Origin of the sequence: Lacticaseibacillus sp. 53-4 (genome assembly GCF_016861805.1) — a bacterium.
Classification (GTDB): domain Bacteria; phylum Bacillota; class Bacilli; order Lactobacillales; family Lactobacillaceae; genus Lacticaseibacillus.
In genome coordinates this window covers 23,440-38,084 of sequence record NZ_BOLT01000026.1, presented here as the reverse complement: position 1 = coordinate 38,084, position 14,645 = coordinate 23,440, and the positions used below count along the sequence as shown (strand labels likewise).

The window sequence follows — 14,645 nt, the reverse complement described above, 5'->3', positions numbered from 1 at the left end:
TTAAAAAAAGAGTACCTAGACCAATTAAGGTCTAGATACTCTCATAAATTATGTTCAACTTCACTTGACGAAGAGCCTCTAAAATTGGCTTTACTTGTTCGTGTCTTCCTGGTCGTCAGCCGATGAATCGCCATCCCCTTCGGAGTATGGCTTGTCCTCATCGGTGGCATCCTTAGCGGCCGTTTCGGTTGCAACCGGCGCCGGAGTCTTCTCACCCTGCGGTGTCACCGTACGGATCGCCGAAAGGTTAAAGGTCAAGTAAACACCGTCAAGATCCAAATCAACCGTGTTGTTGCTGCGGTCAATCTTGTCGATCACCCCGTGCAACCCACCAATCGTGATAATCTTGTCACCTTTTTTCAGACCGCTGAGCATTTCTTGACGCTGTTGCTGCTGTTTCTTCTGTGGCCGCATCATGAAGAAGTAGAAAAAGGCAAACATGACGACAATCATCAGAATCGTAGATATACTTCCTGCCAAATTACGCACCTCGTTTTCTTATTGTTCATGGAACACTGTACCAAAGTTAAAGCCTGATAGCTAGCTTAGAAGTTCTTCGCATCCGGCTTGAAGTAGCCGTACCGCTCGAAAAAGTCCTGCCGAAAATCGTTCAAAGCGTCTTCCGCGATGGCCTCGCGGACCTGCTTCATCAGGTGAAGCAGGAAGTACACATTGTGGTAAGACGTCAGCCGTTCACCAAAACTTTCATTGGCCTTCAGCAGGTGGCGAATGTAGGCACGTGTGTAATTGCGGCAGGTGTAGCAGTCGCAGTTGTCATCCAGCGGCGTGAAGTCCCGCGCGTACTGAGCATTTTTGACCACGACCCGACCGTGCGACGTCATGACCGTCCCCTTGCGTGCGATTCGCGTCGGCAAAACGCAGTCAAACATATCGATGCCGCGGAGCACGCCGTCGATCAACGCATCAGGCGAGCCGACGCCCATCAGATACCGCGGCTTGGTATCCGGCAGCATCGGCACAGTGAAGTCCAGCACGTGGTTCATTTCTTCCTTGGATTCGCCAACGGATAACCCGCCAATCGAATACCCCGGGAAATCAAGACTGACCAGATCTTTCGCACTTTGCGCCCGCAAATCGCGGAAGCCGGCACCTTGAACAATGCCGAACAAGGCCTGGCGGTCCGGGTGCTGGTGCGCCTTTAAGCCGCGCTCGGCCCAGCGGCTCGTGCGCGCCACGCTGGCCTTGACGTAATCGTAGCTTTCAAAAAACGGCGGGCATTCGTCCAGACTCATCATAATATCTGGTCCCAGCGCGTTTTCGATTCCAATCGCCTTTTCCGGTGACAGGAACATTTTGGCACCGTTGAGGTGGTTGCGAAAGTTCACCCCGGCTTCCGTGATGTCGCGGTTCTTCGCCAGCGAGAACACCTGAAAGCCACCGGAATCGGTGAGCAGGCCGCGGTCCCAGTTCATGAACTGATGCAACCCACCAGCTTCCTCGACGATGTCCTCGCCGGGCCGCAGCCACAAGTGATAGGTGTTGGCCAGAATCACCCCAGCCCCCATCTCCTTGAGTTCTTCAGGCGCCAGCGTCTTCACCGTCGCTTGGGTCCCGACCGGCATGAACATCGGGGTCGGAAACGTGCCGTGCGGCGTCACGATCTCGCCGAGCCGGGCGCCGGAGTGCTTATCAATGTGTTTAAGATGATATTCGAGTGCGGGCATAAAACCTCCTGGTAGACTTTGATTGCAGTCAGACATGACACGGTGTTATAGTCACTAAGAAGGGCTCAGCTAGAGTGTCATACGTGATCGATTAATTCGATTAAGAGTTCCGCGCAGCGATGCGTTAAAAGAAAATCTGGTTGGTTGTCGTTTTCGATATTGAGAATTTATCTGGGCCCTTCGCTAAACCACGTGGTGCCGCTGCAGAGTGATCTGCGGCGGCTTTTTTAGGCTGCGAGGCAGAGCGTACTTAGGCCGATGGATAGCCTAGCTTTGCGTGCTGGCCGCAAGCGGCCAGTGCGCGAGGCGTAGCTATCCATTCGGCCGTTGCTCTGCCGAGCGCGACTGCGCGCAGCCTTTACTTATGAATATACATCGCGTCCCCGAAGCTGAAGAAGCGGTACTTCTCCTGAATGGCGTGCTGATAGGCGTTCAGGATGTTTTCCCGGCCCGTGAAAGCGGCCACCAGCATCACCAGCGTAGATTTTGGCAAATGGAAATTGGTGATAAAGGCATCCACCAGCGTCCAGTGGTACCCGGGCTTGATGAAGATGTCTGTCCAACCGGAACTCGGCTTGATCTCCCCGTGGAACTTGGTGCCGATGGTTTCCAGCGTGCGAATCGAGGTCGTCCCGGTCGCGATGATGCGGCCACCGTTTTGCTTGACCTCGTTCAATGTGTCCGCGGCTTCCTGGGAAAAGCGGTAGAACTCGCTGTGCATCTTGTGGTCCTCGATGTTGTCCTCAGAAACGGGACGGAACGTGCCGAGGCCCACGTGCAGCGTCAGATAGACGAGCTTGACGCCCTTGTCTTTCACCTTCTGCAACAGTTCTGGCGTCCAGTGCAGCCCGGCCGTCGGGGCCGCCGCGGAACCCATTCCCTTGGCGTAAACCGTTTGGTACATATCCGGGTCGTCAAGCTTGGCCTTGATGTAAGGCGGCAGCGGCGTTTCGCCAAGTTGATCCAGGATTTCCATGAAGATCCCGTCGTAATGGAATTCGATGATGCGGCCGCCGTGATCGAGCTCTTCCTTGACCGTGGCCTGAAGCAGCCCGTCGCCAAAATCGATCACGGTCCCGACTGGCGCCTTTTTAGCGGGCTTCATCAGCGTTTCCCACTGGTCGCCTTCCGTGTTGTGCAAAAGCAACACTTCCATGTGCGCGCCGGTTTCTTTTTTGACGCCGTAAAGCCGGGCCGGCATCACCTTCGTGTCGTTCATCACGACCGCGTCGCCAGGGTTCAGGTAGTCCAGAATATCGTAAAAATGCTTATCCTCATACGCGCCGGTTTCGGCATTCAACACCAGCAGGCGGCTGGCGTCACGCTTTTTCAGTGGCGTCTGCGCGATCAGTTCATGAGGCAGGTCGTAGTCAAAATCTTCAGTGGTGAGCATGTTTTCTCCTTAGTGTTCTGTGAACGGAATGTTCAGGTGCTGGTACCCGGCGCGCGTGACCATCCGGCCGCGCGGCGTGCGCTTGAGGTACCCGATCTGAAGCAGGTACGGTTCGTACATTTCTTCGATGGTCGCAGTCTCCTCGCCGATATTGGCCGCGATGGTGTTCAGCCCAACCGGACCGCCATCGTAGTCGCGGATCATCATCATGAGGAGCTTACGGTCAATGGCATCGAGCCCGCGGTCGTCGACCTGCAGCTGATCCAGCGCGTGGTCGACCAGCCGGACGGACAGTGTGGTATCAGCCACGTCAGCGAAGTCACGGATCCGCCGCAGCAGCCGGTTGGCGATCCGCGGCGTCCCGCGCGAGCGCCTGGCCACTTCAAGCGCGGCACTTTCCGGCACCGCCATGTTGAAAATGCCGGCCGAGCGCAACACGATTTGCTTCAACTCGTCTTCGTTGTAGTAGGCCATGTGCTCGGTGATCCCGAAGCGGTCGCGCAGTGGTGCCGACAGCATCCCCGCCCGTGTCGTCGCGCCAATCAGCGTGAACGGCGGCAGCGGAAAATGAACCGGATGAGCCGTTGGCCCTTCACCGACCACAATGTCGATGTAAAAGTCTTCCATCGCCGAATAGAGCATTTCCTCGACAATTTTCGGCAGGCGGTGAACTTCATCAATGAACAGCACGTCGCCGGGCTGCAGCTCGTTGAGCAGCGCGACCAAATCGCCGGGCTTTTCAATCGCTGGTCCTGAAGTCGTGCGAATGTGCACACCCAACTCGTTGGCAATCACCAGCGCCAGCGTGGTTTTCCCTAAACCTGGCGGGCCGTACAGCAGGACATGGTCCATGGCCTCTTCGCGCTTGAGCGCCGCCTTGATGTACACCTCAAGCTGCGACTTCACCGCCGTTTGGCCAATGTAGTCGCTCAGCTTGTGCGGACGCAGGCTGCGCTCGACCGCATCGTCTTGGCTATCTGCGTCCTTTGACACGATTCTATCGTCAGCCACGTTGTCCCTCCTCACTCAAAATTAACTCAACAGTTGTAAACCGCGGCGCAAATACCCGTCGGTTGTGGTTTCCCCGCTTTCAGCCAGCTTGTCGCTCAGTTTGTTCACGGCTTTTTCTTGATAGCCCAGCGCCACCAGTGCTGCCAAGGCATCGGCAAGTTCCGGTGCCACGTCAGGCGCAGCGGCCGGTTCCGGCTGCGCGGTGAGCGCCAGTTTGCCCTTCAGATCCAGGATGATTTGCTGCGCGGTTTTCTTGCCGATGCCAGGGAACTTCGTCAGGTAATTGACGTCGCCGCCTGACACTGCCTGGCTGAGCCCATTGCTGTCAGTGTTGGCCAAAATCGCCAGCGCCGATTTGGGGCCGATACCCGTCACAGTCAGAAGCTGATTGAAGGTCCGCTTCGCCTCTTCAGTTTCGAACCCGTAAAGCGCCTGATCGTTGTCCCGGATAATGTGCTGCACCCAGATCTTCGCCTTTTGACCGGCCGCGTAAGCGTATGGATTGCCCATCAGCAAGCGGTAGCCGATCCCGTTCACGTCGAGCACCACATAGCCGGGCTCGGTGGCGGCGATGATTCCGTTCATGTATTCGTACATATTGCCCTCACTTGATCGTTTAGATGTCATTCTAGTTTACCATATTGCGCAAGTCCTGGATTGTCCAGGGTGACGAAAGTGTTCGCCGCCGGCAAAGCCCGGTGCAGCAACATCGGCCGCAGGTCTGAGGGCTTCTCAGCCTAGCGTTAGTACCCAACTGCAAGTCAGGCTGGTAAAATAACGGTGACAGAATTTAAGGGAGGTGAGGAAGACGAGTGAGACGACCTCAAGACGGTTAATCAACCTCACGGCGCTGTGCTCGCTGGTGGGCATCATCTGGGTCACTGTTTACTGGTACCACATCGGCGTATTCCACGACCTCGCGAGCCTTCACACCTACATCAACTCTACCGGCTGGGTCGGGCCGCTGATTTTTATCCTGATTCAAGTGGTCCAAGTGGTCATCCCCATCATCCCAGGGGGTGTCAGCACCGCAGCCGGCGTGATTCTCTTCGGCCCTTGGCAAGGCTTTGCCTACAACTACATCGGCATCGTGATCGGCTCGTTCATCAACTTTTTCCTGGCGCGCAACTACGGGAAGCCCTTCATCTTGCACATTGTGTCGGAAAAAGTCTTTGACAAGTACATGGCCTACGCGAAAAACCAACAGAAGTTCGACGCGTTTTTCGCCATCGCCATCGTCGCGCCGGTGGCTCCGGATGATGTGCTTTGCCTAGTCGCCGGCCTGACCCACATGAAGTTCAAGTTTTTCGCCTGGGTCATCATCCTGGGCAAGCCCATTACCATTGCCGTTTACAGCATGAGCCTGATCTTTGGGGCGCATTGGCTGTTGCACCTGTTTCACGGCTAATGACAAAACACGACCCACCAAACCTGGTGAGTCGTGTTTTTGCGTTTATGAGGCGCCTTCTGGCAGGCAGCGCCCTATCGCTAAACCTCACTGCCGCCTCTTTTTCGGGCGCGCCCAACAACAACCAATACAAGCAGCCCCAGGATGGCCACACTGACATTTGCTGAGTTACCGGTCGCAGGTAGTGCCGCGTTTGATCCGGTTGGCACGAACTCGAGGTGGGACAGGCTTTCTGTTGGTTCTGGTGGCACCGGCTCCGTGACTTGGTCAGCCATCAGTGTGAAGGACGCCACACTCTGGCGTCCTTCAGCCGCTTGAACCGCTTGAAGGTTGGCGCCTAAGCCAAAAACGGCAATCGCAAGCAGCGCCATCCACAACCTCTTTGCCATTCTCTCACCTCCCGGCTGATTGGCGCCGGCCGCGCCACCAGCCAATTACCATGCCGATCAGCAGCATCGCCACCAGCGCGATGGCCCAGGGCCACCATGTTCTACTAGCCTGCTGGATGGCCGGTGTTGCGGGCGTTGTTGCGGCGATTGGCGCTTTGACGGTAAATTGTGTTGTGAAATGCCACTTGTAGCTTCCTGCCGCCGCGTCAATCACAAGCTGATACTTGCCCGCCGCCAGCCCTTTTGGCGGGGTCAGCTGATAATTGAAGGCGGAGTTAGGCGCCATGGCGTAATTGTTATTTTTCTGTTGGTACACGGGCTTGGTCTGGCCAGTTGGAAGCACCTGTGCCCGCAGACTGAGCTTACCGAACAGGCGAGGCGCCGCGTTTTGGATGGTGGCCTGCACACGATCGGCTTTCGCCTTCACACTCAGCAAGTGCAACACTGGTGGCACCAACGTTTCACTTGTTTGCAGCTGAACTGCGACCACCATTGCAAACTGATTCGTGACTGCAAAGCCGTTGCCAGAGGTCTCACCTGGTTCGGTCAAGTCTTTCACGTACACCGCACCGAGCACCTGACCGGCAAAGCCTCCAGCTGGCGGGGTGATTTGAAATGTCACCTTCCGTCCCTGATGCGCTGCCAGATCGATTGTGATGGGCTTGGAGCCAATCGCGGTCAGCTGAACTTTAGCTGAAGCATCCTTGCGCTGGTTCGGTTCGTAGCCCACCTGGCCATTATCCTGAGTGAAGGCATTGGTGAGCGAAATCCTTAGTCTTTTGGTTTGATCAGATTGATTGTCGACCTCCACCGTCAACTCCTGTTTTTGTCCCGGTGTGACTAGCAAGTTAAACCAGCCGGTATCTCCGCCAAGTTGATTGGCGGGCAGCTCGGGCGTCACCGTGAAGCCGGCCCCTTCCGCCAATACCCTATGACCGGGCGTGAGTAGCCCAACCAAAAGTAGCAACCACCACCATCGCCGCATCACGATCCCTCCCTACCGAAAAACTGGGACCAACTTAGCAGTCCGTCCCAGTTCGCCGTGCCTTCCTTGCCCATCCGAATCAACCAGAAAACTGGTTTCGATTAGTCGCCCTCAGGGTCATCAGCGCCACTGTTACCACTAAGATCGGTCGGTGTTTCTTCTGGTGGCGTGGTGGCCAGGAGCCAAGTAATTTTTGCCCGGTATTCGCCTGCACTTGCGTTATATGTCTGCGGCAAAATCAGTGTCGCATCCCTGACAATCCCATTCGTCACACCACTACCCTCTCCTTGACCGGCATTTATAATGGGTACAGCGCCTTTAGCAATATCGCCGGTACCAAGAACGCCGAGATAGTTGTCGCCCTGTGCGGAACCGTCAAAAACTAAGCTTGTCGCGGTTAATGGCTCAGAACCATGCATAAATTCGCCTAAACTAGCCGTCAACTTCCACCCGACATTGTTCCCGCGAAAGTCCTCCACTTGGATGGTCTTAGCGTCGTTGCCATCATATCCATCAGTTCCTGGAGCCACTTTTCCATCTGCTAAGGTTAGCGTGGCATCTCCTTTAATCAAATCTTGAACATCCTTTGGGCCAAAATTCAGGTTTGGCACCGATTTAAGTGAAAGTTTTCCCGCCTTAATACTGAACAGCGCGACGCTATTTGCCTCAGCGGTATCCGTATCGTCTTTCAGCACAAAGGCTGCATTCGTCGAGGTGTTGAGGTTATCCTTTGCCTCCCCTGGCCCGGCAGCCTTGATCGTCAGCGGCGCGCCGCTTGCCAATAATGCAGCAGCAACGGTGCTAATAAGCCAAGTTGCTTTTTTCATTCGAAATCCCCCTTGAACTATTTGCAATCAGACACGTGGGGTCGGCACGGCTGCCAACCCCCAATTCACCGTGGCGCTGTATTCGCCGGCGAGCGGGTTGGAAATTGCCCCCAGCGCCAATACGGCTTGCACATCGTACACATACTCTCTATTTGCACCATCAGGCCGGCTGGCCAGCTTAACAAAGCTGGCTTGCCCGGCAACAATTGGTGCAGACACATTCACCACCTCCTTATCGTCTGTCAAAAGCACCCTTATTTCAGCTTGTGAGGTGAATGATGCTTTAAGACTTTGAAAGTGGCCAACCATGACCCTCAACTGCCATGGCGAATCAGGGTCCGTCCGGCCGTCAGCAACCTCCAGCTCCCCGCCGGCGGCAGTCAACCAAGAGGAACCTTCACCTGGTATCTGGGACAGCGCCGCGCGGCCGGCAAACTGGCCAGCGATCAACTCCTGAACTGTCGGTGACTGAAACGCCCCACCAACTTCGTGCATAAAAATCAAATCAGGAACTTTCAACAGCATCAGCGCATCAGGGTAAAGCACCTGCAAACTGGCATCCGCGGCAGCTTCAATCACCTCACCCGAAAGATTACGCAAGCTCGCTTGCCAATGCACTGTACCGCCTTCAGTAACTTCGGAGAGGCGCAGTGCCTGCGCGTCGCCTGTCTGGTCTGCACCATTGAACTGCCAGGCAAACCCCTGCACCATCAACCCTGGCGGCAACGCAACGCTGAAATGTGCATCGCGGCGAAAATTCACAGCCAGATTTTTAACCGTGGCCAAGTAAAGTTCCAGCGGCGGCCCAATGTATGTCATGCTGGCTCCCCACATTGGATGTGCCGGAACAGTGAAGGTCGCATAAACTTGGACAGCGCCCACTACCGCGGGTGCATTAGTTATCGTTAGACGATTACCGCTAAGGGCGGCGCTGGGTGGAGAGGCCTGTCAAACATACTCAGGCTGAAGCGTCTGATCCAATCTCGCGATGCCGAGAGTGGTCGACTGCCCACCGAATAAGACTCGCCTTGGCGTCGAAAGCGGTGGTGCCCAGTCATCGGGAATGACTAGTACTGGAAACAACTGTGAATGAAAGGTGGCATGAGTCTCACTTGTGATGATGTCGATTTGGTAACGAAACCAGGTCGGCACCGTCACTGTCTGGAAGGTCAGTAAATAGTCAATATAGTCATATTCTTCTCCAATCCAAACCGCCCCAAAATTACCAGTAATCCCAATGCTAGGATCATCGCCAAGCTGGCCACCTATGACTTTGACCGACCCATCCCCCACCTGCATTTTGGTATGAATCTCAGCCCCCTCATCGAAATAATCGAGTCCTTTGTGAAAAGAGGCTTTCATCGGCACCGCCCCGCCGTTGTGGACAATCGCATAGTAGTATTGATCTCCCACTGGCGCCCCATAGGCATCAATCGCCGGTTCATTTTCTAAGGTCAACGACGCGTCCTCTGGCACCAGCGCGTGAACGCCAGTGTTGGCTACTGACACAATATAGCCATGCGTGTACCAGTTCGGCTGGGTGCGAAACTGCGAGCCTGATGCCGAAATAGTCGGCATATCAAAGCCCTCGGGGAGAATGGTTGGGACAGTCACATCCGCGGCCGCCACCGGCTGGGGCAAAATCACCAGCCACATCAGGGCAACCCACACTAGCACGCCGCACCATCGCCAAGATTTCATGCGCTCACCTCCTGTCGATAAATAAATACGCGGTTGCGGGATTTTGCCCTGAGTCCCCTGATGTCTCAGCACTATGGACAAAAAAATAAGCCGACCACTCAGTCGACTTACATCATTTCTTTGCTTTTAACAGGCGGGCCAGCGTGCTGATGGGAAGGCCAACCACATTATAGTAATCGCCTTTGATTGCCTTAACCAGAAGTGCCCCTTGGCCCTGGATCCCGTATGCACCCGCCTTGTCCAGCGGCTCGCCAGTCGCGACATAATCAGCGATTTCATTAGACGTCAGCGGCCAGAAGGTCACCTCGGTGGTCACCACCACCTGCCTGGCGGTTTTGTCCGGCCAAGCCACGCACATCCCCGTGTGCACCTGGTGGGTCTGCCCCGACAGCTGCTCGAGCATGGCCGTCGCGGCCTCAGCCGTCTGCGGTTTGCCGAGCAGCTGGCCGTTGAACGCAACCATGGTGTCGGCCGCAATCACCGTCGCCCCGGGGTGACGCTGCGCGACCGTGACGCACTTGGTCATCGCCAGCCGCTGGACGTAGGCACGCGGCGCCAGAACGGGCAAGGCGCGTTCATCAATTTGCGCTGGTTCCACCGAAAATTCAGGCACCACCCGCCTCAACAGTTCCTGCCGCCGCGGCGAACCGCTTGCTAGGATAATCATTTTGCACCGCCGAAGCTTTGGTGGCTATCCTGAATGCGCTTGAACATTTTCTCCAGATCCGTGTTGGAAAAATGAACCAGGGTCGGACGACCGTGCGGGCAGTTGAAGGGATTTTCGCACTGCGCCAGATTTTTCAGCAGCGCCTCGGCTTGCGGCCGATCAATGTGATGGTTGGCCTTGATGGCCTGCTTGCAGCTCATCATAATCGCCGTTTTCTCGCGGAAAGAAGCCACCGTCACATGTCCTTCATCCAGCACCCAATCGATGATGGCGCGAATCGTTTGCTCCTCCTCACCCTTCTTGAACCAGGTCGGGTGCTGGTGCACGACAAACGTGTTCTGGCCAAAATCCTCCAGAAAAATCCCAACGCCTTCCAGCACGTCACGCTTTTCGCGAATCGCCACGGCGTCGCTGGCCGGGTAGTCCAGCGTGATCGGCACCAGCAGGGCCTGCTCATCCGTGCTGACTTCGCCGATTTCTCGGCGCAGACGCTCGTAGTTCACGCGTTCTTGCGCCGCGTGCTGGTCGAGCATGTATAGTCCGTCCGGTGCCTCGGCTAGCAAGTATGTGCCGTGCACTTGGGCCAGGTACCTCAGTTCGCTGGGGAAGCGCTCCTTGGGCCGCGGCTCTGCGACCAGGGTCGACCGCGCCGTTGCTTCAGGCCTGACCGGGCGTTGGTATTTTTTATCCCATGCCGCCAGACGATCGGGCTCGTCGAAAATCGGTCGGTCGTCCAAATCGGAAATGGCCAGTCCGGTATCGGCAGGCGCAGCGTCTGCGGCATCGCCGCCATCAGCCTGCAGCGGCACGGCAGGCGCTTGCTGCTCTCCGACCATGCTTGGCGAAGGCGGCATGGTCCGTGATGCCTGGTTCAACGCGATGGTCAGCTGGTCCATATCCACCGGGTTGTGCTGGCGCAGGTTGTGCAGCGCGTCTGGAATGAGGTTTTCTCGGCCCAGCCGCTCGCGAATCGTGGCCGTCAGCAGTGCCCCCAACTGATCTTCCTTGCTCAGGCGGACCTCCTGCTTGGTCGGGTGAACGTTCACGTCCACCAGCAGCGGATCCATCTCCACTGCAATCACAGCCAAAGGATAGCGGCCAACCATCAGCTTAGAGCCGTAACCGGCGATGAAGGCCTTCATCAGCTGATAATTTTTGATGTAGCGCCCGTTGATCATGAGACTTATGTAGTTGCGCGACGAGCGCGTGGTGTCCGGCAAGCTGGTGTAGCCGTGAACGCGAAAATCGTTATCTTCCCCCTGAAAATCCAGCATGCTTTTGGCCGTCGCCACGGAGTAAATTCCCGCGATGGTCTGCTGCAGGTCATTGGTGCCGGCCGTTTTGATGACGACGCGGTCCTTATTTTTCAGCGAGAAGGCAATCTCAGGGTGGCCAAGCGCCAGCCGGTCAATGATGTCCAGAATGTGGTTGAGCTCGGTGTTTTGCGACTGGACGTACTTCAGCCGTGCCGGCGTATTGTAAAACAGGTCGTTAACGGCGATTTGAGTGCCTTTGCGCAGGCCCTCCGAGTGCTGGTCCAGCATCTTGCCGCCCTTGATGTGCGCGATGGTACCCAGGCCCGGTTCAGTCGCGGTCGCCAAGGTCACGTCGGCGACGGCCGCAATCGAAGCCAAGGCCTCACCGCGAAACCCTAGGCTGTGTACGTTAAACAGATCACGCGTGGTCGCTATTTTGGACGTTGCGTGGCGCAAAAAAGCCGTCGGCACATCATCGGGCTCGATGCCGCTGCCGTTATCAACGACCTTGATGGTTTTCAGGCCGGCTTCTTCAACGATGACGTCGACCTGAGTCGCCCCAGCGTCGATTGAATTTTCGACCAGCTCCTTGACGACGGAAGCCGGGCGTTCGATCACTTCCCCAGCGGAGATCTGATTACTCAGCGTCGTTGAGAGTTGATGAATTTTAGGCATACGCTCACTTCTTCTTTAATTGCTTTTGCAGGTCGTACAACAAGTTCATGGCGTCCATCGGCGTGGCCGCCATCAGGTCAAACTTCTCGAGCTTTTTGATCACCGGATTGGTCTTAGGCTTCACCGGCTCGGTCGGAAACAGGCTGAGCTGCGCGTCTTGCGCCGCGGCCTTGGAATCCGGCTGGGCCGCGTGATCCGGCGCGGTGTCTTCCAGGTGGGTCAAAATCTTGTCCGCCCGGTCGAGCAGCGAGCTCGGCAGGCCGGCCAGCTTGGCGACATGGATCCCGTAGGATTTGTCTGCCGGGCCCGGCATCATTTTGTGCAGGAAGACCAGGGTACCGTTTTCCTCAACGGCCCCGACATGGACATTTTCCAGTTTGTCCAAGCTGTCTGCCAGTGCCGTCAGCTCGTGATAATGGGTCGAAAACAGCGTCTTGGCGTGCACGTGGTCATGCAGGTACTCGATAATGGCCTGCGCCAGCGCCATGCCGTCGTAGGTCGCGGTCCCTCGGCCGATTTCGTCAAACAGAATCAGGCTGGACGTCGTGGCGTGGCTCAGTGCCGCGTTGGCCTCGAGCATTTCGACCATGAACGTACTTTGCCCGTTGGCCAGGTCATCAGCGGCCCCGATGCGGGTGAAAATCTGATCAAAAATCGGCAGCGAGGCGTCATCGGCCGGCACAAAAGACCCGGCCTGAGCCATGATCACGGTCAGCGCCAGTTGCCGCATGTAAGTACTTTTCCCTGACATGTTGGGCCCGGTAATCAGCAGGATGTCGGTTTTCGAGTCCATAATCACATCGTTGGGGATGTACTTGGCCTCGCCGAGCACCTGCTCAACGACCGGGTGCCGCCCGCCGTGGATCGTCAGGTCGTGGCTGCCCGCGTGCATCGTTGGCCGCACGTAATGGTTATCCTCGGCGACCACCGCGAAGCTTTGCAACACGTCAAGGCCGGCAATTTGCGACGCCAACTTCTGCAGGCGCCCGATCTCTTTTTTCACTTCGTCGCGAATCTTCTGAAACAGGTCGTATTCCAGGCCCGTCGCGCGCTCCTCGGCTTCGAGAATCGTGCTTTCTTTAGCCTTCAGTTCAGGCGTGGTGAAGCGTTCCGCGTTAGTCAGCGTCTGCTTGCGCTCGTAACGGTCCTCAGGCACCTTATCGAGGTTGCTGTTAGTGACTTCGATGTAGTAGCCGAAAACCTTGTTGTAGCGAATGCGCAAGTTGTGAATGCCAGTTTTTTCGCGCTCTGAGGCTTCCAGATCGGCGATCCACTGCTTCGAGTTGGCCTGGGCGTCGCGGTACTCATCCAGCTTCTTGTCGTAGCCGCGCATGATCACCCCGCCGTCAGTGATCGAAATCGGCGGTTCGGGTTCGATGGCTCGGCGAATCAAGCCCGCAACGTCCTGAACCGGATCCATCGCCTTGAGCAGCGGCGTGAAGCTGCCATCGTCCAGCTTGGCCAAAATCTCCTGAATCGCCGGCACCTGATCCAGGGAGGTCTGGAGCTGAATCAAGTCGCGGCCATTGACCGTGCCAAACGCGACGCGGCCTGCGAGACGCTCCAGGTCGTACACCTTGGTCAGGCGGTCTTGCAGCTCGGAGCGCTCAAAATAGTGGTCCAGCAGCGTCTGCACTTGGTTTTGCCGATCTGCGATGGCGGCGAGGTCAAGCAGCGGCCGATCCAACCACTGCTTCATCAGCCGCCCACCCATCGCGGTTTTGGTGCGATCAAGCACTGCCAGCAAGGTGTCGCCTTTGCGCCCAGTGCGCGAGTTTTTGATGATGTCCAAGTTGGTCCGGGCATCCTGGTCCATCTCCAGGTACTCGGCCGGCTCGTAGGCCACGGCCTTTTGAATGTGCGCCAAGCTGCGCTTTTGGGTGGTCAGCAGGTACTGCATCAGCATCGACACGACCTGCACCTGCAACGCATCAGTGAGATCCTGACTGACGTAACTGGCCTCGGCTGACACCACGGCATCGGCGCGGCTGAGCAGGCGGTCGCCTTGGCCGAGCAATTTTTGATCATCCGCGCTCAGTCCGTCCGGCACGACGATTTCCCGACTGCCGAGCGCCCCCAGCTCATTTTGGAGCGTGAAGCGATTGCTCAGCGTGGTGACTTTGAACTCACCAGTCGACAGGTCCGCGTAGGCCAGGCCGTACTTGCCCTCAGCCGGCACGACGGCAGCGAGGTAGTTATTCGACTTGGCTTCGCCGATTTTGACATCCATCTTGGTGCCAGGCGTCACCAGTTGGATCACGGCACGTTTGACCATGCCGACCGCTTTCTTCGGGTCCTCCATCTGCTCGCAAATGGCGACCTTGTAACCATGGTCAACCAGAATATCGATGTAAGACTGGGCAGCATGGTGCGGCACGCCGCACATCGGTATCGGATGGTCCGCGTTCTTGCTGCGGGCGGTCAGCGTCAACTCAAGCAGCTGCGAGCCCTTGATGGCGTCATCGTTGAACAGCTCGTAAAAGTCCCCGATGCGGTAAAACAGGAACGCATCTGGGTACTGATCTTTGATTTTTTGGTACTGCTGCATCATCGGGGTGACACTTGCTGCTTTGGCCATGACGGGACTCCTTTTAGTTGAAAACTAACTTATATTTTAACATTTATTGACCGGTACCGCCGCCGTGATA

Annotated in this window: 14 protein-coding genes; 1 reads left to right on the top strand and 13 read right to left on the bottom strand. The window is 56.6% G+C overall.

The features are described from left to right. Nucleotides 1-90: 90 nt before the first annotated feature. The 5 genes from yajC to ruvA form a co-directional block, all read right to left on the bottom strand. Nucleotides 91-480 (bottom strand): preprotein translocase subunit YajC, encoded by a 390-nt coding sequence (gene yajC / locus JUF21_RS09700; protein ID WP_203624322.1) that lies wholly within the window; start codon nucleotides 478-480, stop codon nucleotides 91-93. 65 nt (nucleotides 481-545) lie between these two features. Next, entirely contained in the window at nucleotides 546-1,685 is a 1,140-nt protein-coding gene (tgt, locus tag JUF21_RS09695; protein WP_203624321.1) for a tRNA guanosine(34) transglycosylase Tgt, read from the bottom strand. 358 nt (nucleotides 1,686-2,043) lie between these two features. Further along, nucleotides 2,044-3,078 (bottom strand): tRNA preQ1(34) S-adenosylmethionine ribosyltransferase-isomerase QueA, encoded by a 1,035-nt coding sequence (queA, locus tag JUF21_RS09690; RefSeq protein WP_203664245.1) that lies wholly within the window; start codon nucleotides 3,076-3,078, stop codon nucleotides 2,044-2,046. 9 nt (nucleotides 3,079-3,087) lie between these two features. Then, entirely contained in the window at nucleotides 3,088-4,089 is a 1,002-nt protein-coding gene (ruvB, locus tag JUF21_RS09685; RefSeq protein WP_203624319.1) for a Holliday junction branch migration DNA helicase RuvB, read from the bottom strand. 21 nt (nucleotides 4,090-4,110) lie between these two features. Beyond that, nucleotides 4,111-4,686, bottom strand: a complete 576-nt coding sequence (gene ruvA / locus JUF21_RS09680; RefSeq protein ID WP_203624318.1) for a Holliday junction branch migration protein RuvA — start codon at nucleotides 4,684-4,686, stop codon at nucleotides 4,111-4,113. 202 nt (nucleotides 4,687-4,888) lie between these two features. On the opposite strand from ruvA, the gene JUF21_RS09675 reads away from it, so the two are divergent. Continuing rightward, nucleotides 4,889-5,497, top strand: a complete 609-nt coding sequence (locus JUF21_RS09675) for a TVP38/TMEM64 family protein (protein ID WP_203624317.1) — start codon at nucleotides 4,889-4,891, stop codon at nucleotides 5,495-5,497. 80 nt (nucleotides 5,498-5,577) lie between these two features. Here the strand turns inward: JUF21_RS09675 and JUF21_RS09670 are convergent, their stop codons facing one another. The 8 genes from JUF21_RS09670 to mutS form a co-directional block, all read right to left on the bottom strand. Next, entirely contained in the window at nucleotides 5,578-5,886 is a 309-nt protein-coding gene (locus JUF21_RS09670) for an LPXTG cell wall anchor domain-containing protein (protein WP_203624316.1), read from the bottom strand. A gap of 4 nt (nucleotides 5,887-5,890) precedes the next feature. Beyond that, nucleotides 5,891-6,871, bottom strand: a complete 981-nt coding sequence (locus tag JUF21_RS09665) for a DUF916 and DUF3324 domain-containing protein (protein ID WP_203664243.1) — start codon at nucleotides 6,869-6,871, stop codon at nucleotides 5,891-5,893. 101 nt (nucleotides 6,872-6,972) lie between these two features. Further along, the gene (locus JUF21_RS09660) at nucleotides 6,973-7,698 is read right to left on the bottom strand and encodes a WxL domain-containing protein (protein ID WP_203624314.1); all 726 of its coding nucleotides are present in this window, start codon (nucleotides 7,696-7,698) and stop codon (nucleotides 6,973-6,975) included. Nucleotides 7,699-7,725: 27 nt separating this feature from the next. Beyond that, complete coding sequence (locus JUF21_RS09655; RefSeq protein WP_203624313.1) at nucleotides 7,726-8,484, bottom strand: hypothetical protein; 759 nt, start codon at nucleotides 8,482-8,484, stop codon at nucleotides 7,726-7,728. 162 nt (nucleotides 8,485-8,646) lie between these two features. Further along, on the bottom strand, nucleotides 8,647-9,399 hold the full coding sequence (locus JUF21_RS09650) for a hypothetical protein (protein ID WP_203624312.1): 753 nt from the start codon (nucleotides 9,397-9,399) through the stop codon (nucleotides 8,647-8,649). A gap of 112 nt (nucleotides 9,400-9,511) precedes the next feature. Next, a complete protein-coding gene (locus JUF21_RS09645; RefSeq protein ID WP_203664241.1) occupies nucleotides 9,512-10,066 on the bottom strand; it encodes a nucleoside triphosphate pyrophosphatase in 555 nt (184 codons plus the stop codon). After that, a complete protein-coding gene (mutL, locus tag JUF21_RS09640; protein WP_203624310.1) occupies nucleotides 10,063-11,997 on the bottom strand; it encodes a DNA mismatch repair endonuclease MutL in 1,935 nt (644 codons plus the stop codon). The genes JUF21_RS09645 and mutL overlap by 4 nt, the downstream gene beginning before the upstream one ends. A 4-nt stretch (nucleotides 11,998-12,001) precedes the next feature. Next, the gene (gene mutS / locus JUF21_RS09635) at nucleotides 12,002-14,575 is read right to left on the bottom strand and encodes a DNA mismatch repair protein MutS (protein ID WP_239061444.1); all 2,574 of its coding nucleotides are present in this window, start codon (nucleotides 14,573-14,575) and stop codon (nucleotides 12,002-12,004) included. Nucleotides 14,576-14,645 lie beyond the last annotated feature (70 nt).